This is a genomic window from Cytobacillus solani (assembly GCF_006704205.1).
Classification (GTDB): domain Bacteria; phylum Bacillota; class Bacilli; order Bacillales; family Cytobacillaceae; genus Cytobacillus; species Cytobacillus solani.
Window position 1 is genome coordinate 2,071,310 of sequence record NZ_CP041305.1, and the last position, 26,889, is coordinate 2,098,198.

Genomic DNA, 26,889 nt, shown 5'->3' on the forward strand with positions numbered 1-26,889 from the left:
CATTAGCATCATGTTAAATAAAAACGAAGCAAACTTTTTAACGCAAGAAGCAAATAATTGATTTAATTATCTAAAAAATCAGTTAATATATTAATAAATAAAAAAATGATCGGATGATAAAAAGGGGCTGTTAAAAATGAAATATGATGCAATCGTAGTAGGAGCAGGTCTTGCTGGTTTGGTAGCGACAGCTGAGATGGCAGATGCAGGTAAAAAAGTACTGCTAGTAGACCAAGAACCTGAAAGCTCACTTGGGGGGCAAGCATGGTGGTCTTTTGGCGGATTATTTCTTGTTGATTCACCAGAGCAGCGGAGATTAGGCATAAAAGATTCAAAAGAGCTGGCATGGCAGGATTGGTTAGGAACGGCTGGTTTTGACCGAGAGGATGACGAAGATTATTGGGGGAGAAAATGGGCTGAGGCGTATGTTGGTTTTGCAGCAGGGGAGAAGCGTGCATGGCTGTATGATATGGGTGTACGTTTTTTTCCAATTGTCGGCTGGGCCGAAAGGGGCGGTTATCTGGCAGAAGGACATGGGAACTCAGTACCCCGTTTCCATATTGTATGGGGGACAGGTCCAGGTCTAGTGGAACCATTTGAACGACGTGTAAAAGAGCATATGAAGAATGGGTTGGTTGAGTTTCGTCCGCGTCACCGGGTCGACCACCTATTAAATAGTGGTCCTTCAGTAGTTGGAATAAGCGGATCTGTTCTTGTGCCTAGTTCAGCAGCCCGCGGGGAAGCGAGCTCAAGAGAGGTAATCGGTGAGTTTGAATATCGTGCAAAGGCAGTGCTAATTACAAGCGGCGGTATTGGCGGGAATCATGACCTCATCCGCAAAAACTGGCCCAGCCGTCTTGGGAAGCCGCCAAAGAATATGCTGTCAGGTGTGCCTGCACATGTGGATGGCCGGATGCTGTCGATTACAGAAAAAGCAGGAGGTAGAATTGTTAACCGTGATCGCATGTGGCATTACACAGAAGGGATAAAGAATTGGGATCCTATTTGGGATAAGCATGGAATTCGAATTCTCCCAGGGCCATCGTCCATATGGCTGGATGCTAGAGGGAGGCGTTTTTCAGCCCCGAATTTTCCAGGGTTTGATACATTAGGAACTTTAGAGGCGATCCAAAAGACAGGATATAGCTATTCTTGGTTCATATTGACCCAGAGGATTATTGAACGTGAATTTGCCCTTTCTGGTTCAGAGCAAAACCCAGATTTAACAGGGAAAAGTATTAAAAAGGTATTATCTAGAGTTTTGCCTGGTGCTCCTGGTCCTGTCCAAGCATTTATGGATAAAGGAGAGGACTTCGTTATTGCCAATCATTTGTCTGATCTCATTGAAGGGATGAATAAACTAACAGACGAAAATTTGCTGGATTTTGCAGAGATTGAGCGGCAAATTAAGGCAAGAGATCGAGAAATCGATAATAAATTTACGAAGGACCTGCAAATTACTGCTCTTCGAGGTGCCCGCCAATATATAGGGGATAAATTAATTCGTGTAGCAGCTCCACATAAAATCCTTGATCCTAAAAATGGCCCTTTAATTGCTGTTCGGTTAAATATCGTTAGCCGAAAAACTTTAGGGGGGCTACAAACAGATTTATCGGGTCAAGTATTGAATGATGCAGGAGAAGCCATTCCAGGGCTGTATGCGGCAGGAGAGGTTTCTGGCTTTGGCGGAGGAGGAATTCATGGCTATCGCGCATTAGAGGGGACATTTGTCGGTGGGTGTCTTTTCTCTGGGCGGGAAGCTGGCCGCGCCATTGCATCAAAAGTGTGAAAGACAAAATAAGTCTAGTAGAAGTATAAAAAATGGGTTGTGCTGTGCGCACCACCCATTTTCTATTGTTATTTAAATTCAACGCGTGCTTCATAGCCAAGCTGTTGAAAGAAATGACTTAATACCTTTACTGCACTATCCTCTGCTTTCGTTAATAATCCGATATTTTCAGCTTCTTTTATAATCTCAGTCTGTGCTTTTGCAGCAAGGTCATACCCCTCGTCCCATTTCACTTCACTTCTAAACAGGCCTTCCTCAGAGTACGTTTGTACTTTGTCCATGTTAATAGATGGATCTTGGATCAATGCCGCATGCGGAAGAGTTAGTTTAATTTCTTTGTTTTCCTCATCAATTACAAAGTTTTCATCCGTAACTGATTGCAGATCAACACCAGCAAGTACTGTTGCAGGAACAATGAGAAGTACCGTCCTTTTTGTACCGGGGAAATTCACACTGATTTCTTTATTAAATAGTTTATTATCTTCTTCTTTGATCACTGTTGTGACAACAGCCTGTGCGGTAGCTAAGGTTGCCAATTCTTGAACGCCTTCAACAATATTAATTGTTTCGCTTTGGTAGGTGCTGCCAGTAAACAATTTTAAATAGGTAAACGCACCTAAGCTGCCTATTAAAAAAACGATAATAGCAATCAATAAAACTCGTAACTTAAAAGACTTGCCAAATGAGGGAAATGGGATAGAAGATCTTTTTCTCGTTCCCATCGCTATGGATGCTGCTGCTTCTCTGCTTCCAGCAAGGATTTCCTCCTTGGCTGCGCTCGTATCTTTTATATGTGCCATATGGATCCTCCTTGTCGAATATTGAAAATGGGCTATATATTATATACATTCGTTTTCTATGAAAAGTTTCTACTTCATTATAATTTATTTCCTTCCAATTGTGTGGGAAATGAAATAAGTGGCAGTAGAATCAATTTACAGCAAAAGAAATATCCAAAAATTTACCGTTGCATGAATACAAGAAATCATGTAATCTGTTACTTATTCAAATAGATCGTTTATATCTTCTTATCCAGAGAGATGGAGGGACTGGCCCGATGATATCTCGGCAGCGGAACTGTAGGAAACTAGAGTTGCTGTGCCAAATCCAGCAAGCAAATGTGCTTGAGAGATAAGAGGAGTGTTTTATAAATTCGTTTATAAGGCCTCTTCTTGCTGTGGTGAGAAGAGGTCTTTTGTTATGTTCGAAGGAAAATTTTACGGAGGTGCACTTTATGGAACTGGGTAAAAAAGGGAACCCGTGGGCGCTGCTGCCTTTCGTGGTCTTTTTAATATTATTTATTGGAACAGGAATTGTGACGGGAGATTTTTATAAGTTTCCTGTCATTGTTGCCATTGCAATCTCTGGTGCAGTTGCATTAGTAATGAATCGAAAGGAAACGTTCAGTAATAAAGTAGATATTTTCTGCAAAGGGGCAGGAAACTTAAATGTGATGCTTATGGTTATCATTTTCCTCCTAGCAGGAGCGTTTTCAGAAGTGGCTAAGGGGATGGGGGCAGTTGATTCGACAGTAAACTTTGCGCTTTCAGTCATCCCGCAAAACCTATTAATGGTCGGAATATTTATTATTGCCTGCTTTATTTCTCTTTCGATGGGAACATCGATGGGGACGATTGTTGCACTTGCTCCAATTGGAGTTGGAATAAGTGAGCAAACAGATATTTCATTGGCGCTTTCCATGGCGGCCGTTATTGGCGGATCTATGTTTGGTGATAATCTTTCCTTTATATCTGATACAACAATTACTGCTGTTCGTTCACAAAATACACAAATGAAGGATAAATTTAAAGTGAACTTCTGGATTGTCTTACCGGCAGCCATTGTGACATGTGTCATCCTAGGCATTGTGACAATGGGAGAAAATGCCGAAATTACGCAACATTCCTATCACTTAGTAAAAATTCTTCCATATGTTTTAGTCATTATTTTTGCCTTAATTGGGATGAATGTTTTTCTTGTCTTGGCATTAGGAATTGGATTAGCAGGAGTTGTTGGATTGGCGGATGGAAGCTATCAAATGATGCCATTGGTTCAAAAGGTTGGAGAAGGAATGGCTGGAATGTATGAGATTTCCTTTCTAGCTATTTTGATAGCTGGTATGGTAGAGGTAATTAAGCATAATGGCGGGATCGACTTTTTGCTTCATATAGTAACCCGAAATATCAAATCCAAAAAGGGAGCAGAGTTTGGCATTGCTGGACTTGTCGGACTAACTGATTTATCAACTGCCAATAATACGATTTCAATTTTGATTGCGGGACCGCTTGCCAAAAATATTGCCGATCAATATGAAATTGATCCGCGAAAATCGGCTAGTCTCTTAGATATTTTCTCATGCTGTGTACAGGGGTTAATTCCGTATGGAGCACAAATCCTAGTTGCTGCAGGTGTTGCTAGTATTTCACCAGTAAGCATTCTGCCTTTCTCTTATTATCCGATTCTAATAGGAGTTTGTGGTGTAGCAGCCATACTCATTGGCTATCCAAATTTTAAAAAAGAAAAAAGCGTTTGATATGTTATACTATTCTGAAAAGGGGGTAGTATAATGGAGAAAAAAGTAGTAAATGCTGTTCAAGATATTTATCCGGATGATTTTGCTTGGTGCTATGGCTGCGGCCGTCTGAATGAGGATGGGCATCATTTTCGCACAGGCTGGCAAGGGGAACAAACAATGACAGTCTATACACCAGAAAAAGAACATAAGGCCATTCCTGGCTTTGTTTATGGCGGATTAATTGCTTCACTCATTGACTGCCATGGAACAGGTTCTGCTTCATTAGCGCTCCATCGTAAAAATGGACATGAAGTAGGGGATGGTGCTGAGCCACCGCGTTTTGTTACAGCATCCTTGAAGGTTGACTTTGTGAAGCCAACTCCAGATGGTGTGCCATTAACAGCGATAGGGACAGTGACAGAAATCCATCCGAAGAAGTGGAAGGTCGATGTAGAGGTTTTTGCTAATGATGCGGTATGTGCTCGTGGAGAAGTGGTTGCTGTAGTTATGCCAAGTTCATTTAAAAAACAAGATTAATAATAGAGAGAGTATAAAAATCTAAAGGCTGTCTAAAAAGTCACTCATTCATGAACTTTTTAGACAGCCTATTTTTGCAAACAACTTATAATAAAGGTAATAATATTTCTACTCTCGTTCCATTGGAAGAGCTATCAATGTGTAGATTTCCTTTATGCTCTTCAATAATATTTTTACATATCATTAAGCCTAATCCTGTTCCTTGTTCTTTTGTTGTAAAAAAGGGTTCTCCAATTTTACTTAATAGGTGTTCTGGTATGCCGCTGCCCTGATCAATGATTTGTATCATAATCGTATCTGTGTGATGCTTACGGATTTCGATTGTTATTCTTCCGCCCTTTTCCATTGCTTCAATTGCATTTTTTAGGAAGTTGATAAACACTTGTTTTAATTGATTCTCATTGCACTTGATGAGCGGTAAGTTCGGTTCGATGCTTTTGATTAATTCAATGCTATTTAAATTGGATTGTGTTTTTAATAGTGTAATGACATGATTGATAATAACTTCTATATTCTTTCGTTCATATTTGATTTGCTGTGGTCTTGCAAGTACTAATAGCTCATTAAGAATGGTTTCAATTCGATTGATCTCTGAACTGATCACATCAAAATACATCTTATTGCCTTTCAGATCCTTCTCCATCATTTGAAAAAAACCTTTAATGGCGGTTAAAGGGTTTCTAACTTCATGAGCAATGCCCGCGGCTAATTGCCCGGCAATGGTAAGCTTTTCAGAATTAATGATTAAATCCTGCGTTTGTTTTCGTTCACTAATATCTCTCATTATGACATGAACCGCTGGATTGTCCTGGTAAATGGTAGGGATTGTTTTCAGTTCCACATCAATTACTTTCCCATCCATTCGAATAAATCGTTTTTCGATGGGTCCGATTGAACCATTATGCATATCACGCTGTTTTAAGCGTTGGTGGTCATCGGGGTGAACAAAATCATAGATGGGTCGTCCAACAATGTCACTCTTTCCCTTAAAACGAAGCATTTCAACACCTGTTTGATTAATGAAGAGGCAGCGTTCATCTCTTAAAATAATCACACCATCAGGGGACTCCTCTACAATGCGATGGTACCTATCTTCCCCTTCTCGCAGCTTTTCCTCTGTTCGCCTTCTGTTAGAAATGTCCTGAATTTGACTGATATAAAAAATAGGGTTTTGCTGCTCATCCCTTACTAAGGAGACGCTCATTAATGCCCATATTTCATACCCATCTTTATGTATGTAACGTCTTTCTGAATGGTAGGAATGCTCTTTCCCATTTAATAATAAATGAACTATATGTAAATCGTTTTCTGAGTCGTCTGGATGAGTGATATCAAATATTTTTAATTTTAGCATCTCCTGTTCTTCATAGCCAAGGATGCTGCATAGCGCTTGATTTACCTTTAATAGTTCGCCATCATTTGCTGCTATTAATGCCATTCCAATTGCAGAATTCTCAAAAGCCTGGATAAATAATTGCGGATGATCTAAAGTAATCTTTCCCAGCATTCATATGTACCCCTCATTTGTTGTTTTATGGCTATCAAAGTTAATTAGACAAGGATATGACAGATAAGCTACTATAATAAATATGTCAACTTCTATGATAGCACTTTTTCTTAGATATAAGTCAAAATTTTCAAAGTATACATATTAATTTTTAAGAGTATTTTCTCAATTATATTATTTTATAAAAATATATATTCCTTTCATAAAGGGGGGAACAACATGGCGCAAGGAAAGACAAATGCCATGCGTATTCTTGATTCAAAAAAGCTTTCCTATGAATTAATCACCTATGATAACCAGGATGGAAAAATTGATGGGCTGTCAGTGGCTGAAAAAATAAATCGGGATCCGAAATGGGTATATAAAACACTTGTTGCCTATGGAAGCAGTAACCAAGTATATGTATTTATTATTCCAGTAGGAGATGAGCTTGATTTAAAAAAGGCAGCAAAAGCTGCAGGTGAGAAGAAAATGGAAATGATCCCCGTTAAGGATATACAGAAGCTTACAGGCTATATTCGTGGAGGATGCTCACCTGTTGGGATGAAGAAGCAATATCCAGCATTTATTGCCGTACAGGCAATGGCATTGGAAAGAATGGTTGTCAGTGGAGGCAGAATTGGCTTGCAAATGGAAATGAATCCTGAGGACTTAATGAAGGCTATTCAGGGAAAACAAGCAGATATTTGTAAAACTGTATAGTGAAATTTTAGTATAGGATGCCTGCAAGATTTGTAGGCATTCTTTTTTTGAATTCAATGCAAATGCTCGATAAAGTACTCAAAATGCTAGATAAACCATGAGAATAGCTCGATAAAATAATCAAAATGCTAGATAAACTAAAAAACTAGCCCGATAAAGTTGAAAAATGCTCCATATGAAATTCTATTTAATTGGGCATTCACCCATGAACCCCATTTTGCATATCGTAAAGGTGAAAGCAAATCAGCTAAATACGGGAAAGGACGTGTAAAAGTGGCTGGAAAGATAAAAAATTACTTTGCCGGCGGAAATACAGCCCGTGGTTTTTATAGCTTGTATGAATCAAATCTGCAAGGACTTAATCGCATCTTTATATTAAAAGGCGGTCCTGGAACAGGAAAGTCCTCTTTAATGAAAGCAATTGGAACGGAATGGGCGGATAAGGACTATGATATAGAATATCTTCATTGTTCTTCAGATAATGACTCCATTGATGGAGTTTTGATTCCAGAACTAAGAGTAGGCATCGTCGATGGAACAGCCCCACATGTCATAGAGCCTAAAGCGCCTGGTGCGATTGAGGAATATGTGAATCTTGGAGAGGCATGGGATTCAAAGGCACTTGCTAATCAGAAGGAAAGTATTCTTAAAATTAACAATGAGGCTAGTAAATCATTTGAAGCTGCATATAGTACATTTGAAGAAGCATTAAAGATACATGATATTTGGGAAAATATTTATTTTGATCATATGGATTTTAGTAAGGCGGATCAGCTTACAAACAAGTTGATTGCTGATTTTTATGGAAATATCTATTTAAATAAGCAATCCGATGTGAGGCATCGATTCTTAGGAGCAGCAACACCAAAGGGTGCGGTGGACTTTGTCCCCAATTTAACAGAGGATTTGCCAAAGCGATATTTTATTAAAGGCCGAGCGGGAACAGGAAAATCAACCATGCTGAAAAAACTAGCTTCTGAGGCTGTAAATAGGGGACTGGATATTGAAATTTATCATTGTGGCTTCGATCCTCATAGCTTAGATATGTTAATTATACGTGAGCTTGGTATAGCGATATTTGATAGCACAAGCCCACATGAATATTTTCCAAGTCTGGCTGGGGATGAAATCATCGATACGTATGAGGAATTTGTCACTCCGGGAACGGATGAAATTTTTGCAGAACAAATTAATGAGATAAGCAAGCAGTATAAGGCAAGAATGAAAGAAGCGATCTCTTATCTGGCACAGGCAAAGGAACACCGTGATAAATTAGAAGCAATTTATATAGAAGCAATGGATTTTTCAGTCGTTGATCTCCTGAAAAACAATATCCGAAAAGAAATCTCCAATATGGTGCCAAGCACCAATCTTTGACAAATGGATGATTTAATATCGTTAGGATGGACACTAAATATATATTGAAATTAAATAGAAACAGTCAAACACACAAATAGGCTACTGGCATACATTAAATGGAATGCATGAAGAGAGGAGAATAAAATCAATGGATTATCGAAACTACCCTTATTCATTTCCTTATAATGTTGAAGGTCCAATAATGGATGAAAGAATTTTCCCTGGTGGAGGAGGGGGAATGCCAGGCTTCCCACCTGGATTTCCGCCAGGATTCCCGCCAGGGCAGGGCCAACCGGGTCAACAGCAAGGAGGAGGCCAGCAGGATGGACCACCCTCTTCGCCCCCGCCATCCTTTACACCACAAATGCAGCAGCAATCATCCTTTGGTACATTTGCAGTAGACCCAGGAGCTATTAGAGGTTGTTTACGCCGTTTTACTTACATCTGGCTTGAAAACGGACGGAGTTTTTGGTTTTTCCCAACATTTGTAGGAAGAACCTCAGTAGCTGGCTGGCGCTGGAGAGGTTTCCGCTGGGTATTTTATGGAACAGATCTCAACAGAATCCGTTCCTTTCAATGCTTTTAAACAAAAAGACGGACTTCTAAGGTCCGTCTTTTTGTCATAGTCTAGGAAATTATAAAATCGAATGTTGTGGATAACTTTGGAGAAAGGAAATTGTCTAGCTCCAGCGCCTATCGCCTATCAAACTTCAGGTCTCCTCCCTACGATAAGTCAACATCGGTTCGCTCACTCACCGTGTTTCCTTTATCTCAGTCGAAGCCCTTCCAATTTGTACGGCGATGATCAAGGCGCTTGCGCTTTTCTTATTAAAAGATAATATGGGCAGCCAATACAATGACCGGCAATGTAATGATCGTTCTTTCTAAAAAGATGATAAACAGATCTTTCAATGAAACCGGGATTTTCGAACCTAGTAAAAGTCCGCCAACCTCTGACATATAAATAAGCTGTGTAACAGATACAGCAGCAATAATAAAGCGGGTCATTTCACTCTCGATGGATGCACCAATGACCGATGGAAGAAACATATCGGCAAACCCGACAATTAATGTCTCAGACGCAGCCTTTGCTTCTGGAACCTGCATAATTTCAAGCAGCGGAATAAACGGGATGCCAAGAAATTTAAATATCGGTGTATACTCTGCAAGAATTAGTGCGATTGTACCGAGTGCCATAACAATGGGGGCTACACCCATCCACATATCAAGAATATTTTTAGATCCTTGCTCGAAGAATCTTTTAATGTTTTGATTCTCTTTTGCTTTATCAACAGCTTGGACAACGCCCCAGCTAAATGCTGTGTACCCTTTTGGAACGGATTCATCCAATTCCGTTTTTTTATCTCCGATGTACGTATCTGGCTTTCTTGAAAGTGGCGGAATTCTTGGACAAATAATTGCTGCCACTAATCCTGCTAAAGTTACAGTCAAATAAAACGGACCAAATAAATGACCTAAATTAACCTGAGAAATAACCACTAGGGCAAATGTAATGGAGACGACGGAGAACGTCGTACCAATAATCGCCGCTTCCCTCTTCGTATAATACCCCTCTTCGTACTGTTTGCTCGTAAGCAAGACACCAATTGTACCATCGCCAAGCCATGAAGCAATACAATCGATAGATGATCTTCCTGGAAGCTTAAAAATTGGGCGCATGACCTTTGTTAGCATGGAACCGAAAAATTCTAGAAGACCGTAGTCTAACAATAAAGGAAGAAACAAGCCGGCAAATAAAAATACAGAGAAAAGGACAGGAAGCAAATCATTTAGCAGCAAACCGCCCGTGTTTTCTGACCAAATAAACTCAGGGCCAATTTTAAAAAATGCGGCAATCACAAATAGAGTCCCGAGTATTCTTGCTCCAAACCAGACAGTCGGCACATTAAATAAACTATTGAAAAAAGGACGATTAATGATAAATGCCGGTTTGAAGAGTTTTGCGACAACTGTACCTAACAGCGTTAAAATAATGATGACAGTCATAATTGCTGGCAGATAGGCAGCAAGTACATCTTGAATCCACCCTGAAAGAATAGCAATAGGGATGGTAATCTCATCATTATATTTTAACGGAACGATAAATAGGCTAATCCCGATAAGGGAAGGAATAAGAAATTTTAATACATCTAAAGGAGTGACTTTCTTTCTAGTTGTGTCAATCAAAACAATCACCTTTGTTAGTTATATTTATAAGACAAAATTCATTTTAATTCATATTCATAGAAATGCCAACCTTTTTTATTTAGCTTCCACTGTTTCCCTTCTTTTATTTGCAGAAAATGTCATTCACACCTAATTAAATTGAATTATGTTAAAATATTTAAAAGTCAGACAAAAAGAGGTGGGAAGGTGCCCAAATTTCACGTTTACTGGATCTTTACGAAAAAAGCCTTTCTTCGTTCAGCCGTGTACCGGTTTGATGTTTGGTCAAGGTTAGGCTCTAATCTTATTTTCCTTCTCATGTGGGGTTCGATTTGGACTGCCCTTTATGCAGGAAGGGAAGAAGCAGGCGGCATCAGCTTTCAAGCTATGCTGACTTATATTGTTGTCAGCCAATTTTTGACTGGAGTGAATGGAGCCGGTACACCTTTATGGGAAATTCAGGAGAAGGTAAGAACAGGTGACATTGCTTTAGAACTAATGAGGCCCTTTAATGTTCCGTTAAGGTACCTATTCGCTGATTTTGGCAGTGTCACTTTCTATATTGTTACAGCTCTCTTGCCTATATATGCAATTTTATTTATTTTTATGGATTTTACGCTGCCAACGGATATAATCACTTGGGTAAGTTTTATTGCTGCAGCATTCATCGGTTTTTTAATTAGGTACTGCATTGAAATGTCCTTCGGTCTGCTCTCTTTCTTTTTAGTGGAGACAGGTGGAATTGAGGATATTTTTTACTTTGCAATGTCCCTGCTCTCAGGCTCTGTTATTCCGCTATGGTTTTTCCCAGAGTGGCTGGCAAAAATAGCTGCCTATCTGCCTTTCCAAGGAATCTATTACATACCCAATGCTATTTTTATCGGGGAAATTGCCGGAGGGGAAATCTTGCTTTCTATTGGCTTGCAGATTTTCTGGTTAATTATTTGCTATTTTCTATTAAGACTTGTTTGGAATAGAGCCTCACATAAAGTTGTTGTACAGGGAGGTTAACAAATGGCTGCAATTAAATATGTGAATCTCTACTTTAAGTTAATTTCAGCAGGAATTCGTGCACAAATGCAGTACCGGTTTGCATTTATCATGAGGATTATCGGTTTAATTACTGCTTATACGGGTACGGCAGTCACGATGTGGGTGATGCTCTATCAGTTTCAGGTGCTTGGTTCATGGACCTTTTTTGAAATGCTTTTTCTTTACGCGATTGCCATCCTCTCTTGGGGCTTTTGTGTCATCCTCTTTTTACATTTTCGCAGTCTGGATACATATATTCTAAACGGAACATTCGACCGCTTTTTGGTCAGACCGATTAATCCCTTTTTCCATTTCATGGCGATGAAGTTTGATATGGCCTCATTCGGGCAGTTTATTTTTAGTCTAATTATCTTTATTTGGGTGAGTCTTGAATTACATATTGAGTGGTCCAGCGGAAAAGTGCTGTTTTTACTCGCTTCCATTATTGGAGGCATTCTCATCCAGGGTGGCATGCTCGTATTGATTTCGGCGATAGCCTTTTGGACAACGAAATCTCAGCAGTTCTACTGGGTTGTGATGTATCCGGCAAGAAATTTAACAAATTATCCGCTAGTTATATATCCGAAAATTGTGCAATGGATAGCAGCGTTTGTAGTTCCATTTGGATTTGTAAACTATTTTCCTGCGGCAGTTATTTTAGAAAAAGGAACGCCATTTTTTCCTGTGAGTATCGGCTATTTTTCCCCACTAGTAGGTCTTGTATTCTTTATGATTGCCTATTGCGTTTGGATGCTCGGATTAAGCCGGTATAAGAGTACAGGCTCATAAGATTAGGAGGAAGTAAGGATGCCGATTATTGAAGTAGAGAATGTAAGAAAGGATTTCATGATTGCAAAAAGGGAAACAGGAATGATGGGAGCTTTAAAAAGCTTAATTAAGCGGGAATATATGAGGAAAGAGGCTGTTAAAGATATTAGTTTCTCCATTAATGAAGGAGAGATTGTAGGCTATATCGGTCCAAATGGGGCCGGAAAGTCCACAACCATAAAAATGCTAACCGGAATTCTCGTCCCTAGCTCCGGGAATGTTCTAGTTAATGGGCTTGTGCCATATGAAAATAGGCAGGAGAATGCGAAAAGTATTGGCGTTGTTTTCGGGCAGCGATCACAGCTATGGTGGGATTTGCCAACGATTGAATCCTTTGAACTATTGAAAGAAATCTATCAAGTGTCCAATCAGTGCTATAAGAAGAATATGGACACGTTTACAGAAATTCTTGGTCTGGATGAGTTTCTGAACACACCTGTAAGGCAATTATCCCTTGGACAAAGGATGCGGGCTGATATCGCAGCTTCATTACTGCATGATCCGCCTATTCTATTTCTTGATGAACCGACGATTGGCCTTGATGTGGTTGCAAAAGAGAAAATGCGGACATTCATTAAAGAAATTAATCATGAACGAAAAATTACTGTTATCCTGACGACACATGATATGGAGGATATTGAAAAGTTATGTGAGCGGATGATCCTGATTGATCATGGCATGAAGGTGTACGATGGAGAAATAGCCATGATAAAGGAAAGGTTCGGGAAAATCCGCACACTTATTGTTGATTTAGAAGAGTCTCTGCATAGTTTACAGCTATTGGGTGGAGAGGTATGTAAAGAGGAAGGAAACCGCTATTGGATTAAATTTAATCGTGATGAAGTATCAGCTTCCGAATTAATCGCCCAAATTACAAAGACTCATAGTGTGAAAGATTTAACCGTGGAAGAGCCTGCGATTGAATCCATTATTAGCCGAATCTATCAGGAGGGGTATAAGGATCTTCAGGTAAGTGCGAAAGTATAATAAAGGTAGAGGATGACAGCAAAAGATCTAAATTGACTGTCACCCTCATGTGTAAGAAAAATTATTAATGCATAACTTGTTCACCAAGCTGCTGCTCTGCCAGCTTCCTATACAATTCATGTGATTCAAGCAATTCATGATGTGATCCAGTACCTGTAATACGTCCGTCCTCGATTACTGCGATTTGGTCTGCTTCAACAATCGTCGATAAACGATGGGCGATGACAAGCGTAGTCCTTCCAGCCATTAATTGCTGTAATGCCTGTTGGACGAGATGCTCTGAGGCGCTGTCAAGATTAGAGGTGGCCTCATCTAGAAGGAGGATTTTGGGGTTGCGAATTAATGCCCTAGCGATAGCAATTCTTTGCCGCTGACCACCAGAAAGCTTCATTCCTCTCTCCCCAACTTCTGTTTCAAACCCTTTCGGCAGCCGCTCGATAAATTCTGCAGCGTTGGCAAGCTCAGCTGCTTGCTGGATTTCTTTATCCGATACTTGATGTTCGATTCCATAACAGATGTTTTCTCTTATTGTTCCTGACATAAGGGGACTTTCCTGTGAAACATAGCCAATCTGGCTTCTCCAAGAGTAGAGATTAAAGGCTGTAATATTCGTTTCGCCAAGGAGGATTTCACCTGATTCAGGCTTGTAAAATCGCTCAAGCAGTGCAAATAAAGTAGTTTTGCCGCTCCCGCTCGGTCCGACAAAAGCAGTTGTTTTTCCAGATGGAACGGTTAAGTTCATATTTTTAATAATTGGATTTTCCTTATAGGCGAATGAAAGATTATGAAAAGTAAGGTCCATTGCTGAATTTTCAACAGCGCGAGTTTGCAGTGATGTCTCTTTCTCAATGCCAAGAATCTCTTGAATTCGTTCCGTTGCCCCAACAGCCTTTTGAAAAGCGGTAAAAAAGGAGGCCATCTGTGTGAAGGGAACAACAATTTGAAACATGTAGATAATAATTGCCACAAGGGAGCCTGCTGAGAGGGCACCTGATGCTACTTGAACGCCTCCATAACCGATTAAAATGACGAGCACGAGCATCATGATAAACGTCATAAAAGGTGAAATGACTGCTTGAATTTTAGCCTCTCTTAAACCGAACTGGAAAAGATGCTGGATGCCTAAATTCCCTTTTCGTTTTTCTGTATTCTCTGCATGGTAGGCCTTCACAAGGCGAATATCCGCCAAAACACGCCCAAGGTTTCCTGAGAAATCGGCCATTTCATCTTGAGTAGACTTTGAAATTTTATACATTTTTTGTCCGAGCGGCATGATGATAACGATTGAAATGGGCACGGAGATAATCATAATAAGCGTCATTTTCCAATCAATTAATAGGAGGATGATGATGGAACCGATAATGGATATGAGCCCAGTTAAAAAAGTGATTAAATGCTGCGTGATAAGATTTTTGACAATATTGGTGTCCTGTGTCACTCTGCTCATCGTTTCACCTGATTGATGCTGGTCGAAAAACGGAATAGGAAGAGATAAGACTTGCTCCCATAGCCGTTTTCTTATGGATGCAACAATTGCTTCCCCGATATAAGTCATAAAGTAGAAGGAAAACCCGGAAGAAACGGTTTGGATAATAAAAGCTGCTGCCAGCAGGATAATTAACGAGGCCTCAAGAGCCGATGCTGCCAGCTGATCAACAAGTGCCTTTGTAAAAAGCGGAACAATTAAACCTGCTCCGGTCTCGATTAAGCTTAAAAATATGGCGAGAATAAAGATCCACTTTGGCGGGTTTGCTTCCTTTAATAATTGCCAAAATGCCTTCCAATTCGTGGAGGTTATCTCTTTATTAGCTGGTTTCGTTTCCATCAAATATCACACCTTTCCTTTTTAAATAAACCTCCATTGCTTTCCCAACCCATTCTTCTTCTTCCGGTGTAAATGGAGAGGGGAATAATTTAGGATCATCTTCAATTTCAACCTGTCTATTAATCAAATCTTGAATCAGCTCTAATGATCCTCCTAATACATCTTCCGCAATGTCCATATAGTCCTGAATTAATCCTTGTACTTTGTCACTTTCAGGATTTTGCCCAACTGCTTCCTTCATTTTAGTGAAAAGAAAAGCAGTTCTTGCATTTAACTCCTGTTGTTTTTCCTCCGATATGTTATATAAAACTTCTACTTTACTCTCGGGGATAAGCCCTTTTAGCCATTCTTTATGCTCATCCTCCATTTGGATATTATTAATTAACGATATAAAGATGGAGGAGTTAACCGTTCCTTGATCCTCCATAATATGAAGAGCATGGTCCAAGGCGCGGATGACGCGTTCAATATGCTCTTTTCTTTGCACCATTTCCTGTTTTTGAAAAGCAAGCGAGTCCTTTAAATCCCAATCCTTTAAATGGAGGAACTCACTAATTTTTTCTAAGGAATAGCCCAAAAATTTCAGTGCAACAATTTTTTGCAGTTGAATGATGTCATTATTCGAATAATATCTCCTCCCAGAAGGAGAGACTAAGGTAGGTTTAAGCAAATGAATCTCATCATAATAACGAAGGGCTCGGATGGTCGTTCCTGTTTTTTTTGCAAACTCACCAATGGAATATTTTTCAGCCATGATTATGCCTCCAATCTTCTTTCTACTATTATCATAAAACCTAACGTAACGGGAGAAGCAAGAAGAAATTTACATTTCATTCATCAATATTTTCAGAAAAGTGTTATAATAAAGAAGAGGGAGTGATGATTATGTGGTTTTTAGTCATTCTTTGTGTTTCTTTGCTTGGCATCGGGTTTCTTGTAGACTGGTGGAATAAAAAGAACGGAATAAGAAATTTTGATCCTGAAGAAAATGCGAAGCATGTTTCAGAATCTGAGAGAGCCTATATCGAATCCCATATGCATAATATAAAAAATGACCATAGTAATGGGCCGTTTTAATTTATCGGGCGTGACTGCTAAAAGCGGTGATGCCTTTTCTTATTAATAATGAATGTTTTATATCGTTTCTAGGTACAATGAAGGAATATGATGAAAAAGGGGTAAGTAGTTGATGCTACACGTATTAGTCGATTTATTTGAGCAAAACAGAGATCAGGAAAAAGCGATCCCCATGCAAAATTACATGAAAAATCATTTTCCGTTTCTCGGTATTAAAACAACAGAAAGAAGAAGCTTAGTGAAACAATTTTTTGAAGAAAGTGGAATCTTAAAGAACGATTTTCAGGCGGACTTTGTTCTTGCTTTATGGAAAAAGGATGAAAGGGAATATCAGTATGCTGCATTGGATTATATCGAGAGGTCAATGAAAAAGCTGGAGAAACGACATCTTCCTTTTTTAGAGCAGCTGATTACCTCTAAATCATGGTGGGATACGGTGGATGTCCTTGCCCCTAAACCCGTTGGATCGATTGCTTCCGAGCATCCGGAGGTCATTGAAGAGAGGATAGAAAATTGGGCTTATGGTGATCATTTATGGCTGCGCCGTTCAGCTATTCTCTTTCAGCTCAAATATAAAGCTCGTACAGATGAAGAGCTTTTATACCGCTATATTGTCCAAAATAAAGAGAGCAAGGAGTTCTTTATCCAAAAAGCGATTGGCTGGGCACTGCGGGAATACTCAAAAACAAATCCCGCTTCAGTAAGAATCTTTATTGAATCAACAGCCTTGCCTAATTTAAGTGTCAGGGAAGGAAGCAAATATATTTAATCTTTAAGTTAATACATTAAAAAGAAAAAGGTGAAAACATGATTAAATGCATTGCGATTGACATGGACGGAACGCTTTTAACAGCTGCTCAGCAGATAACGCCTGAAAACCTGGAAGCGATTCGCAGGGCCCAATCCAAAGGAGTAGAGGTGGTCATTGCAACAGGAAGATCGTATACAGAAGCTAGCTTTGTCTTAGATGCGGAAGGCTTAATATGTCCGATGATTTGTGTAAATGGAGCGGAAATACGATCGGCAAATAAAGAAATTGTTGCGACCAATTCATTAGAGAAATCGACAGCAAGAAAGATTACGGCCATTCTTGACAGGTATAGACTTTATTTTGAGGTATATACAAATAAAGGTACATTTACATTGGACGAGGAAAAGGCTGTTTCCATAATGGTTGACATTTATATGAGTGCAAACCCGGAAGCGGATGTCAATGAAGTAATGAAAGTCGCAGAGAAGAGAATAACAAAAGGACTTGTACATAAAGTGGAGAGCTATGATCTGCTTTTCAATAATGATGAACATCAAATCTATAAATTATTAGCCTTCTCTTTTGAACAAGATATCTTATCTGAGGCAAAGAGGGAGCTATTAAAGGTAGAAGGGTTAGCAATCTCTTCTTCCGGAGAGGAAAACTTAGAGCTGACAAGCATAAACGCCCAAAAAGGGATAGCACTTGAAAAGTTTGCACAAGCAAATGGGATTGACATGAAAGACACAATGGCTATTGGGGATAATTACAATGATCTTTCCATGTTTAATCTGGCTGGCTTATCCGTTGCAATGGGAAATGCAGATGAGGTGATTAAGGCACAGTGTGACAAAGTTACACTTACAAATGAGGAAAGCGGGGTCGCTAAGGCGATATGGGATGCTCTAGAAGGAGTAGAGGATTGAAGCGTGTATTAACAAGCCTGATTATTTTATTTGCTATCGTTGGTGCAGGCTGTTCACAAATAGAAGAGAAAGGACAAGAGGTGGATCAAGAGGCAAGTCTTCCCTATAAGGAGCCAAAAGTGATTGCAGATGGGCTGCAAATTCCTTGGTCAATTGATCAAAGTGAGGGCATCTTCTATCTGTCTGAAAGACCAGGGCATATTGTGAAAATAGAAGAAGAGAAAGCGGAACGTCAGAAGGTGGTTCTTGAGCAGCCGCTGGCAACTGCTGCAGAAGCAGGGCTTTTAGGCTTTGTATTGTCACCTGATTTTTCCAAAACAAAAGAAGCTTTTGCATACTATACGTATACAGACGGATCAGGACAGTTTAATCGAATCGTCCTTCTAAAGCAGGACAATGGAACTTGGAAGGAAACAAGGCTTCTACTGGACCAAATACCAAGTGGTCAGTTCCATCATGGAGGAAGAATTGAGATAGGACCGGATGGCAAGCTTTATGCCACAACTGGCGATGCATCCAACGAGCCAGAGATCGCGCAGGATATTCATTCCCTAGGCGGGAAAATCTTGAGAATGAACCTTGATGGATCTATTCCAGCAGACAATCCTATCCAGGATTCATATGTGTATACCTACGGACATCGAAATCCGCAAGGTCTGGCATGGACAAAGGACGGTATGTTATATGAAAGTGAGCATGGTCCCTCGGCAAATGATGAAGTGAATCTTATTCAACCGGGCCATAATTATGGCTGGCCGCTTATTAAAGGAAAAGAGAGCAAGGAAGGATTGGAGACGCCACTATTTACCTCAGGGGACAGCGCCACATGGGCACCTTCTGGCATGGCATTTTATGAAGGGAAGCTGTATGCTGCTGCTCTAAGAGGCAGTGCCGTGTTGGAGTTTGATTTAAAATCGAAGAAGATGAGAGAAGCCATTACAGGTCTTGGGCGGATTCGAGATGTATATATTAAGGATGGATTCCTATATTTTGTCAGCAATAATACAGATGGCCGCGGCACTCCGCTGGAAAAGGATGATAAGCTCTATCAAATTCCGCTAGCTGATCTATAGAGAAAAGGTCCGGTCTCATCCAGGCCTTTTCTGTTTTGATTCAATAGAATATTATTCTATTTTCAGGATCGTTCGAATAATTGGAGTGAGACCACTTACAATAAATTCAACAGCTATAACCATAACGATCAGTCCCATCAATCGCATTAAAATATTGTTTCCAGTTTCGCCTAAAAGATTATAAATACGCGTTGAGTTCAGTAAAATCAGATAGGTTGCAAAACAAACAATGGAAATAACAATGATTAAGATACCTTGAAAGACAATGCTTTCAGCTGTATCCATCATGAGGATGGCATTCGTAATCGCCCCCGGTCCGCAAATCATAGGGATGGCAAGTGGTGTAATGGAAATATCATTTGTATAGCTATTTACTTCTTTTTCACTGATTTTAGCCCGAACAAGTCTTGCTTGAAGCATGTCCTGCCCCATGAGAAAGAATATGACTCCGCCAACAACCTTTAGGCTGTTGATTGTAATTCCAAAAAATTTAAAAATTAGCTGCCCTGTTATTGCGAACAATACAAGAATAATAAAGGAAACAATCGTTGCTTTTCTTGCTGTTCGCTTCTTCATCTCTTTATCTAAATCAGCTGTCATTGAGAGATAAATAGGCATAACACCGAGAGGATTTATAAGAGTAAAGAATGAAGTAAACCCAAGTAAGGCAAAAGCAAAATACTCGTGCATAAAAACCTCCAAAATTTTAATAACATATGTGCTAGTATATCAATATTTGTAAAAAAGCTAAACACGAAGAGTAAGAGAAAACAAAAAGCCCTATCATTTTAGATAAGGCTTACACTCGTTTTTTATATGTCCACTGCTTGTGTGCGAGTAACTCAACATTGCCATATGCAGTGTCTGATATCGCTAAGGTGTTTCAATAGTTAAATTTAATGATTCCATTTGTGACATGTAGAGCTCTTCGTACTTCTTATCAGTTAAATAGGATATTTCTTGTTCTGCTGCATCTGGATTTTCCTTTTTAACATCTTCTTTTAGTATATTATATATTTCCTCTGTTAAAACTCTTTGTTTAAAGTAAGTATTTAATTGAGTATTATATTCGTCTGATGAGCTAGCTTCTATTAGCTTCTTAGCTAATTCTGCTTGATCTACTTTTTGAGTAAAGTCATCGATCTTTTTTTGTAAAACTTGTTCATCTACTTTTAAACCCTTTTCCTCTGCAAGAAGATACATGGAGTTCTGTTCAATCATTTTGGATAGATTGACATTATAATTATCATGATATTTGATTTGTTCATCCCAGTATTTAAGCTTGTCTTCCAATTCCTTACCTGTAAGGCTTTGCTGGTCTTGAAGTCGATTCAATTCAATCTCAACTTTACTCATTAACTCGAAAAATTTAAGATCAGCATATGTGTAAACCATTCCATTAATTGTAACAACCTTGTCTTCATTCGTTAGCTTTTCCATACTCACATCTTCGTTTCCGGTATCACTTTTTTTCTCTTCGCTCGGATTTGAGGCTGCATTTATCTGGCAGCCGGCAAGAAAGCTGCATACAATTAAAATCAGCAAGGTAGTGAATAATCTTTTTTTACACATGTTCCTCATTCCTCATCAACATCAAATATAATTGCTTTTTCAAAGGATTCCCCATCTTTATCCGCTTCAATATTGGCAATCCATTCGCCCGCCATCGGCAACTCTACACTTGATTCGTATAGCCCATTCCCTTTATCTTGAAGGTTCAAATGGATTTCGCCATGGTCCATTTTTGCCATTTCAAGATTAGCAATGATTTCTAATCCTTCTATTGGCTTTCCATCCTCAGAAACTTTAAATATAATAGGTGAATCCTTCTCCCCATTATACGTTGGGGGTGTATCTATAGAGAACTCATAATTAGAGCCAGAACTACAGCCTGTGAGAAGGATAAGCAATAGTGTCAATATAGAAAAAAGCTTCCTCATTTTTTTCCAACCTCCTGCAAATGGTTACTCATAAAGTCGTCAACTGTATATTTGATAATTGTTCCTTCATTTAGAAAGGCAACATTTGTACAAGTTTGTTTAATTTCATCCATATGATGTGAAGACATCAAGATGGTCTTACCTGATAATGATTTCAGAATATCTAGCACCTCTTTGCGGCCAATTGGATCCAGTCCACTTGTTGGCTCGTCTAGGATTAAAATATCTGTATCGTAATAAAGCATGACACCAAGACCAAGGCGTTGCAGCATTCCTTTTGAATATCCTTTAATTTGGTGATGTCGATCGTCCCATAAAGACACAAGTCTCAGCTTTTCTTCCATCTTTTTCTCGTCTATTTCCTTTGAACTAAGGGAAGCAAAGAAGCGCATGTTTTCTTCCCCTGTCAGATGCGGATAAAGATGGAACTTTTCAGGTAAATAGGAAACTATTTTTTTCCATTCTCCTTTTTTGTGGGAATATCCCCCTAATTGAATGGATCCTTTTTTCACGGGAAGCAGGCCAAGCATAGAATGGATCAAGGTGGATTTACCAGCTCCATTCCGACCTACTAAAGCGCAATGCTCATTTTTTTCTATGATTAAATTTATATTATTTAGTACATTCTTATCTTTATAGGATTGATAAAGCCCCGTTATTTCAATCATGATTTTTCCCCCTTGCTTCTAAGCAGTATAGACATCTCGAAGAAAATGACCATCCATAGGACAATATCAATTAGAAGGAATTTCCATGGTTGCATCCAAATCATTTTTTCCATTAATCTGGACATGTTATTTAAAGAGAATAGACCTAGTGACGTCTCTAAAAAGAGTTGAAGGGTATGGATTGGATCTAAAAAATATAACCAAGAAAAAAGTTTTACATTTTCATATGAAACAGAAGAGACATATTGCAAAAATACAAGATCAATAAGAAAGATAAAGAAAAACCAAGTGAAAATCACGGCGCCAATCAGCTGCATTTTTGTATTGCAAATACTGCCGAGGAACAGTCCAATTTGATTAAAAATGAGTAAAAGGACAATCACAGTTCCTAAAAAAAATAGAAAGCTAGCTAGGTGAAATTGAAGAAACCATTTCATGAAAATAGCTAGAACAAAATACCAGACAACAAAGACACTAATAATAACACAATGAATGGCGAGACTTTTTTTCAATAATAGGGTCCGATAGGATTCTTTCTTTGTTAAAAGAATCATCGAAGTTTTTAACTCTCTTTCTTGAAAAATAGAAAAGGCAGATAGAAAAAGGCCAAAAATCGGAATGAGATAAACATTCATACCGTGAAGAGAAAGGAGAAAGGCGTCAAATCCTAATGCATCTGGATATGAACGTGCCTCCACTAATAAAAAGATGGAGGTAAGTATTACCATTGCAAGTCCTAGCCATAAACCTTTTCCACGTGATTGTTCAAGCCACTCCTTCCAAATGTAATTCATTGTCAACGGCTCCTTTTCGAATTGTAAAATCGACCAATACCAACCAAAAGAATTGGAATGGAAAATAATAGCATCGGCACCCAAGTAGGTGAACGGCCTTTTTGCTTTGCTATTAATGGAAATTGATCTTCGACCATTACATCCTGAGTATTCATTACCTCATTAATCTTTTCATAGATACCAATGGAAGGGCTTTTCAGAAATAGATAAGCAAGCTCGTTTTCATCAATTAACTTATATAATGAGGATTTATACTCAATGGGTGAATCACCAATACCGTTTTGATCTAAATCAAAACCAGATTGTTCATTTCCCCAATAATTTCCGCGACCATTTTTGAACCAATGATTTGTAGCCTCTCCACCAACATTTAATACATGGGCTACATTTTGCTTGAAATGGTTATCTGTAAATACCTGATTGGTTGAGGAAGACCATAGTTCAATACCAATATCATTATGGAAAAATTTATTTCCAATAATTTGATTTTGATTCGATTGTTCTAAATAGATTCCTCGCTGGTTTAAATAAAATTCATTATTTTTAATGATATTATCTTCACTAGTTTGGATGATTAGCCCAAAAGACCTTGATCCTTGATTGAAAGAAAATTGATTTTCTTCTAAAATAATTCCTTGTGAGTGCATGATAGCTGCACCACCGGTATTTTTAATAAAGTGATTATTAATAAACTTGTTGTCATTTGAGTACATATAGTGGAGACCATAACGAGTCCTAGTAACAAGGGTATCTTTTACTTCAACTTGGTCTGCAAATTCAAAAAAAATGCCGTCTCTAGTTTGAGTAATAAAGGAATCTTGTATCATAATATCGGAAGATCGAATAAGTTGAATTCCATTCCCTTGACTACCAAGCTTTCCAGTTCCTTGCCCAGTCACTGAAACATTTTTTACTTCAGCGTGCCTCACCTTATTTAGAAATAAGCCATGGTAAACATCGTGAATAACAAGATTAATGAATTGATGGTGGTCTCCTTTAGCACGAATACCAGAAAACTCCTGATCTGAGCTTCTGTTTAAACTACCGTGCTCAATCGTCAAATTTTTCAATGTTACGTTTGAAGCATCTATTGTTATTACATTGCCTTTTCCATTTCCTCGTATGACTGTGTTTTCTTCACCGGTTATTGTTAGTGGTTTATTAATTTTAATATTTCCATCGTATTTTTTTCCTTCTAGTATTAACTCGCCATTTCTCGGTGTTTCATCTATTAATTGTTGTAAGGGAACATTGGCAGAGACGGGAGAATTGGTAAATATCCAGATGCCTATTGCAACAAATAATAAAACAAAATGCCTCATTTCTTTCGCTCCAACCATAAAGGAATAAGGGTGCAAATAAAAGCAGCACCAAGTATAAAGGCACCTGTTGTAAAGTAACTATTAGTTACAAAATTAGCAATGGTGTTTTCTCCGATAATTGGGGGGACAAAAGGATCTAATTCAATAGGTGCTTTCGGATCAAGCTCAGTACCAAATTTCTTGAGCCATCTCTTCATATCGTAAATACCAAGAATCCCTCCGATGGTAAATAAACCAATCCCAACATATAGTAGTTTCTTCTTCCGAAGGAATCCTATCATTAAGATAATGATAGCTAGGCCAATAACAAGATATTTCATATATGGTAATTCAGGAAAACTTTCATTGCTGAATTCCGTCATGCCAATATAGTGATTTAGACCATTAACAATATCGATATCTCCAGCTAATGTGTACGGATAAACAATAATATCGAGGCCTTCCGGATATTGCGGTGCAAAGAACTTCATACCCCACCAAGGGAAAAATAGGGAGGTAACTAAAAGGGCAGCAGCTATTATTAAACTAAGCATAGAACCAATTGATAATTTTTTAGACATGCCTTTCATCTCCTATATTTTGAACTTCCATTTTTCAAAGGTTCAAAATGGTGTCAAAGGTAGGAGGGTATTGTTCGTTATTTACCAATACCCTCCAAGAATAAATTATAGTTGATAATTACAATGCTTTATTTAGGTTCAACTAGTAAATATCCGCTCATTTCTTGGTGTAGCGCTGAACAGAAGTTTGTACAGTAAATAGGGAATGTACCTGCTTTGTCAGCTGTAAATTCCAATGTGTTTGTTTGTCCTGGCTGAACCTCGTAATTCAGGTTATAGTCCATAATACCGAACCCATGGGTTATATCTTGGTCAAGGTCAATGTTTGTCAAGTGGATAAAGACTTTATCACCTTGTTTCACAGTCAGTTCATCTGGACGTTTAGATTTAGCATCAAATATGAACTTTGAACGCATGGCAATCCCGTAAACATGGACTTCATTTCCTTTTCTTTCAATCCGTGTGTCTTCCTGGCTCCATACGGAATTAGGACGCTTCTCATCCTTTTCATAAATTGGTATTGTTTTAATTTTGTCTGCTTTAATAATTTGTGCATAATGTGGTTCAGGATCCACTGGATTGGTATAGACCAGTTCCATTTTGTCATTAGAAATATCGATTAATTCCATAGATTCTGGATGTGAAGGCCCTACTGATAAGAAAGCATCCTTTGCAATTTTATTTAATGATACAAGCCAGTTCCCATCTGGAGAAGCTGTATCCCCTTCAGCGGCAGAGGAGTGACCTGGTGAATAATGGACAGGAATTCGATCGATTACTTCCCCAGTGTCAATTTTCCACTTAATAACTTCTGAAGAAATAAACATTGTATTATAGGCATTTCCTTTGTCGTCATATTGGGTATGAAGAGGACCTAAAGCTCCTGGAGGATCAACCTCACGTTCCATCACCTTATCATATGGAAGAACAGGAATACCGAATTTCTCATCCGTAAAATCCTCATTTTTAACTGCTTCCATAGCTTTTTCAAAGGAGAAAACAGTCATTAGTGGAGCAAGTTTACCAGAAGCGATGAATCTTGTTCCATCAGGTGTAAAGTCCACTCCATGCGGAGACTTAGCTACTGGAATTGCATAAATTGATCCTTTAACTTTTGTTGGGTCAATCACTTTTGCACCGTTAATTTCCTCGAATTGGCCATCAGCAACCTTTTTCTCAAGTTCTTTCCAGTTAAGCAATACAATGTAGTCACGGTCATTTTGTGAAGCATTAATTTCTAAGTTAGTTGTTGCAAATTCAGTATTATACGTAGTCATGACAATCCAGTCGCCGGAAACCTTTTTACCGGCATCAGATAAATCGTAAGACCAAGGTGGAAGCATGATTTGGTAGCCTAAATCAAACTTCTTTGTTTCCTGGTCAAATTTAACCATTGAAACAATTCCTTTATATTTTTCTTCAAATTGGTCCAGAGATGCATAATCTCCTCCGAGAGGTCTAGAAAAGCGAGTAGGCATAACAATATATTCTGTATTTTGTGTTACAAATGTACCTGCATGAGGTCCACCCATATTAGGCATGCTCATAATATCTGCTGTATGAAATGTTTTTAAATCGACAGCAGCTATTCGGTTATTGGCCACGTCATTGGCAAATACAAACTTTCCATCATATTCAGCATCTGTTTCAGATATTGCTGGATGGTGGAAGTCACCCCAAGTAAAACCACCTAACATTTTCTTTGTGGCATCATCAAATCCATAACCTGTAGCTGGATCAGGAGTAAAAACTGGAACAGTCCGGAGTTTCCTCATTGACGGTACTCCATATACAAACAATTGACCAGAGTGTCCCCCTGATGAAAGCATATAGTAGTCATCGTGCTCACCATATGGAACGTAAACCTTTTCTGCATTCGTTTTGTTAGCGTTCTCATTGGTTGCTGATCCGGAAGGTCCTGATGAAAAATCCGCAAAAAATACTGTTGCTGCAAGGACGCCAGCAACTAAGCCGGTCGCAGCAGGAATCCAATTTTTCATTAATAATTGCACCGCCTTTTATTATTATATTTGTCTTTTGAGTCATCTAAGGTAATAGATATTATTCAGCTGCTTTTTTAAGTGCTTCTACAACTTGACTGATTTCTTCATCAGTTAATGGATTTCCGCCAATTACGCTAGACATAACTGCAGAAGTGGGTTCTTTTAAAAACTCAGCAAGTGGCTTGCCATGCTTGCCTTCAACATTATTAAATGCTTGTGTTAAATCAGGACCTGTTGCTCCACCCTCGAGATTTAATCCACTTACAGCATGACAGCCCAAGCATCCTTTTGCCTGAAGAATGTTATCATCAGAAACGGCTACTGTTTTATCTGTTTCTTCCGTTGCTTCCTCTGAGGATTTTGAGTCTTCCTTATCATTTACAGCTACTTCTGGCTGTGATTGACCAGGCGCTATAACATCAAATACTAAATAACCTAGCCCTAAGCCAATTAGAGCGCTAGTGACAAAAATAATTAAAGGTTTTTTCAATTGATTCCCCCCTTTTTTTTGTATGTTTTTCCTTATTA

General features: G+C 38.8%; 27 protein-coding genes and 1 riboswitch. Of the genes, 13 read left to right on the forward strand and 14 right to left on the reverse strand.

Annotated elements, in window-relative coordinates:
* Positions 1 to 136: 136 nt before the first annotated feature.
* Positions 137 to 1,789 (forward strand): FAD-binding dehydrogenase, encoded by a 1,653-nt coding sequence (locus FI644_RS10605; protein ID WP_142108289.1) that lies wholly within the window; start codon positions 137 to 139, stop codon positions 1,787 to 1,789.
* A gap of 68 nt (positions 1,790 to 1,857) precedes the next feature.
* Here FI644_RS10605 and FI644_RS10610 read toward each other — a convergent pair whose 3' ends face one another.
* The gene (locus FI644_RS10610) at positions 1,858 to 2,589 is read right to left on the reverse strand and encodes a DUF4230 domain-containing protein (protein WP_142108290.1); all 732 of its coding nucleotides are present in this window, start codon (positions 2,587 to 2,589) and stop codon (positions 1,858 to 1,860) included.
* Positions 2,590 to 2,814: 225 nt separating this feature from the next.
* Positions 2,815 to 2,927, forward strand: a riboswitch (SAM riboswitch).
* Between the two features lie 96 nt (positions 2,928 to 3,023).
* Here FI644_RS10610 and FI644_RS10615 point away from each other — a divergent pair.
* Both FI644_RS10615 and FI644_RS10620 read left to right on the forward strand, forming a co-directional pair.
* Positions 3,024 to 4,322, forward strand: coding sequence for a Na+/H+ antiporter NhaC family protein (locus FI644_RS10615; RefSeq protein ID WP_142108291.1), 1,299 nt, complete (start codon positions 3,024 to 3,026; stop codon positions 4,320 to 4,322).
* A 33-nt stretch (positions 4,323 to 4,355) separates the two neighbouring features.
* Positions 4,356 to 4,841 carry a PaaI family thioesterase gene (locus FI644_RS10620; RefSeq protein WP_053478447.1) on the forward strand — a complete coding sequence of 162 codons (486 nt, stop codon included), beginning with the start codon at positions 4,356 to 4,358 and terminating at the stop codon, positions 4,839 to 4,841.
* An 85-nt stretch (positions 4,842 to 4,926) separates the two neighbouring features.
* Here FI644_RS10620 and FI644_RS10625 read toward each other — a convergent pair whose 3' ends face one another.
* Positions 4,927 to 6,348: a PAS domain-containing sensor histidine kinase gene (locus FI644_RS10625; RefSeq protein ID WP_142108292.1), complete on the reverse strand. Its 1,422-nt coding sequence runs from the start codon at positions 6,346 to 6,348 to the stop codon at positions 4,927 to 4,929.
* Between the two features lie 219 nt (positions 6,349 to 6,567).
* Between FI644_RS10625 and ybaK the strand changes: the two genes are divergently transcribed.
* From ybaK to FI644_RS10640, 3 genes are all read left to right on the forward strand, one after another.
* Entirely contained in the window at positions 6,568 to 7,050 is a 483-nt protein-coding gene (ybaK, locus tag FI644_RS10630) for a Cys-tRNA(Pro) deacylase (RefSeq protein WP_053478449.1), read from the forward strand.
* Positions 7,051 to 7,323: 273 nt separating this feature from the next.
* Positions 7,324 to 8,427: a PRK06851 family protein gene (locus tag FI644_RS10635; protein WP_142108293.1), complete on the forward strand. Its 1,104-nt coding sequence runs from the start codon at positions 7,324 to 7,326 to the stop codon at positions 8,425 to 8,427.
* A 130-nt stretch (positions 8,428 to 8,557) separates the two neighbouring features.
* Entirely contained in the window at positions 8,558 to 8,995 is a 438-nt protein-coding gene (locus FI644_RS10640) for a hypothetical protein (protein ID WP_053478450.1), read from the forward strand.
* 242 nt (positions 8,996 to 9,237) lie between these two features.
* Here the strand turns inward: FI644_RS10640 and FI644_RS10645 are convergent, their stop codons facing one another.
* Positions 9,238 to 10,593 carry a YjiH family protein gene (locus FI644_RS10645; protein ID WP_056687328.1) on the reverse strand — a complete coding sequence of 452 codons (1,356 nt, stop codon included), beginning with the start codon at positions 10,591 to 10,593 and terminating at the stop codon, positions 9,238 to 9,240.
* 189 nt (positions 10,594 to 10,782) lie between these two features.
* Between FI644_RS10645 and FI644_RS10650 the strand changes: the two genes are divergently transcribed.
* From FI644_RS10650 to FI644_RS10660, 3 genes are read left to right on the forward strand one after another with little or no spacing between them, the layout of a single operon-like run.
* Entirely contained in the window at positions 10,783 to 11,586 is an 804-nt protein-coding gene (locus FI644_RS10650) for an ABC transporter permease (RefSeq protein WP_056686868.1), read from the forward strand.
* Positions 11,587 to 11,589: 3 nt separating this feature from the next.
* Positions 11,590 to 12,396: an ABC transporter permease gene (locus FI644_RS10655; protein ID WP_053478452.1), complete on the forward strand. Its 807-nt coding sequence runs from the start codon at positions 11,590 to 11,592 to the stop codon at positions 12,394 to 12,396.
* A gap of 18 nt (positions 12,397 to 12,414) precedes the next feature.
* Complete coding sequence (locus tag FI644_RS10660) at positions 12,415 to 13,422, forward strand: ABC transporter ATP-binding protein (RefSeq protein ID WP_056686865.1); 1,008 nt, start codon at positions 12,415 to 12,417, stop codon at positions 13,420 to 13,422.
* 64 nt (positions 13,423 to 13,486) lie between these two features.
* On the opposite strand, the gene FI644_RS10665 is transcribed toward FI644_RS10660, so the two are convergent.
* Entirely contained in the window at positions 13,487 to 15,247 is a 1,761-nt protein-coding gene (locus FI644_RS10665) for an ABC transporter ATP-binding protein (RefSeq protein ID WP_053478454.1), read from the reverse strand.
* The gene (locus tag FI644_RS10670) at positions 15,228 to 16,001 is read right to left on the reverse strand and encodes a MerR family transcriptional regulator (RefSeq protein ID WP_056686863.1); all 774 of its coding nucleotides are present in this window, start codon (positions 15,999 to 16,001) and stop codon (positions 15,228 to 15,230) included. Before FI644_RS10670 ends, FI644_RS10665 begins: the two co-directional genes overlap by 20 nt.
* A 131-nt stretch (positions 16,002 to 16,132) precedes the next feature.
* On the opposite strand from FI644_RS10670, the gene FI644_RS10675 reads away from it, so the two are divergent.
* The 4 genes from FI644_RS10675 (at position 16,133) to FI644_RS10690 (ending at position 19,074) form a co-directional block, all read left to right on the forward strand.
* A complete protein-coding gene (locus FI644_RS10675; RefSeq protein WP_142108294.1) occupies positions 16,133 to 16,324 on the forward strand; it encodes a hypothetical protein in 192 nt (63 codons plus the stop codon).
* Positions 16,325 to 16,436: 112 nt separating this feature from the next.
* A complete protein-coding gene (locus FI644_RS10680; RefSeq protein WP_172797677.1) occupies positions 16,437 to 17,093 on the forward strand; it encodes a DNA alkylation repair protein in 657 nt (218 codons plus the stop codon).
* A 38-nt stretch (positions 17,094 to 17,131) separates the two neighbouring features.
* Positions 17,132 to 18,001 (forward strand): Cof-type HAD-IIB family hydrolase, encoded by an 870-nt coding sequence (locus FI644_RS10685; RefSeq protein ID WP_053478457.1) that lies wholly within the window; start codon positions 17,132 to 17,134, stop codon positions 17,999 to 18,001.
* Positions 17,998 to 19,074, forward strand: a complete 1,077-nt coding sequence (locus FI644_RS10690) for a PQQ-dependent sugar dehydrogenase (RefSeq protein WP_056686857.1) — start codon at positions 17,998 to 18,000, stop codon at positions 19,072 to 19,074. The genes FI644_RS10685 and FI644_RS10690 overlap by 4 nt, the downstream gene beginning before the upstream one ends.
* Before the next feature lie 51 nt (positions 19,075 to 19,125).
* On the opposite strand, the gene FI644_RS10695 is transcribed toward FI644_RS10690, so the two are convergent.
* The 9 genes from FI644_RS10695 to FI644_RS10735 all read right to left on the reverse strand — a co-directional run bounded on the left by FI644_RS10695 (position 19,126) and on the right by FI644_RS10735 (position 26,851).
* Entirely contained in the window at positions 19,126 to 19,764 is a 639-nt protein-coding gene (locus FI644_RS10695) for a MarC family protein (protein ID WP_053478459.1), read from the reverse strand.
* Between the two features lie 183 nt (positions 19,765 to 19,947).
* Complete coding sequence (locus FI644_RS10700) at positions 19,948 to 20,646, reverse strand: hypothetical protein (RefSeq protein ID WP_053478460.1); 699 nt, start codon at positions 20,644 to 20,646, stop codon at positions 19,948 to 19,950.
* A gap of 5 nt (positions 20,647 to 20,651) precedes the next feature.
* Entirely contained in the window at positions 20,652 to 21,014 is a 363-nt protein-coding gene (locus FI644_RS10705; RefSeq protein ID WP_053478461.1) for a FixH family protein, read from the reverse strand.
* Entirely contained in the window at positions 21,011 to 21,682 is a 672-nt protein-coding gene (locus tag FI644_RS10710) for an ABC transporter ATP-binding protein (protein WP_053478462.1), read from the reverse strand. The genes FI644_RS10705 and FI644_RS10710 overlap by 4 nt, the downstream gene beginning before the upstream one ends.
* Positions 21,679 to 22,476 carry an ABC transporter permease gene (locus FI644_RS10715; protein ID WP_053478463.1) on the reverse strand — a complete coding sequence of 266 codons (798 nt, stop codon included), beginning with the start codon at positions 22,474 to 22,476 and terminating at the stop codon, positions 21,679 to 21,681. The genes FI644_RS10710 and FI644_RS10715 overlap by 4 nt, the downstream gene beginning before the upstream one ends.
* Before the next feature lie 2 nt (positions 22,477 to 22,478).
* Positions 22,479 to 23,798, reverse strand: coding sequence for a nitrous oxide reductase family maturation protein NosD (gene nosD / locus FI644_RS10720; RefSeq protein WP_075209262.1), 1,320 nt, complete (start codon positions 23,796 to 23,798; stop codon positions 22,479 to 22,481).
* Positions 23,795 to 24,358, reverse strand: coding sequence for a hypothetical protein (locus FI644_RS10725; protein ID WP_053478465.1), 564 nt, complete (start codon positions 24,356 to 24,358; stop codon positions 23,795 to 23,797). Before FI644_RS10725 ends, nosD begins: the two co-directional genes overlap by 4 nt.
* Before the next feature lie 128 nt (positions 24,359 to 24,486).
* On the reverse strand, positions 24,487 to 26,358 hold the full coding sequence (gene nosZ, locus FI644_RS10730; RefSeq protein WP_053478466.1) for a Sec-dependent nitrous-oxide reductase: 1,872 nt from the start codon (positions 26,356 to 26,358) through the stop codon (positions 24,487 to 24,489).
* Positions 26,359 to 26,419: 61 nt separating this feature from the next.
* On the reverse strand, positions 26,420 to 26,851 hold the full coding sequence (locus FI644_RS10735; RefSeq protein ID WP_053478467.1) for a cytochrome c: 432 nt from the start codon (positions 26,849 to 26,851) through the stop codon (positions 26,420 to 26,422).
* Between the last annotated feature and the right edge of the window lie 38 nt (positions 26,852 to 26,889).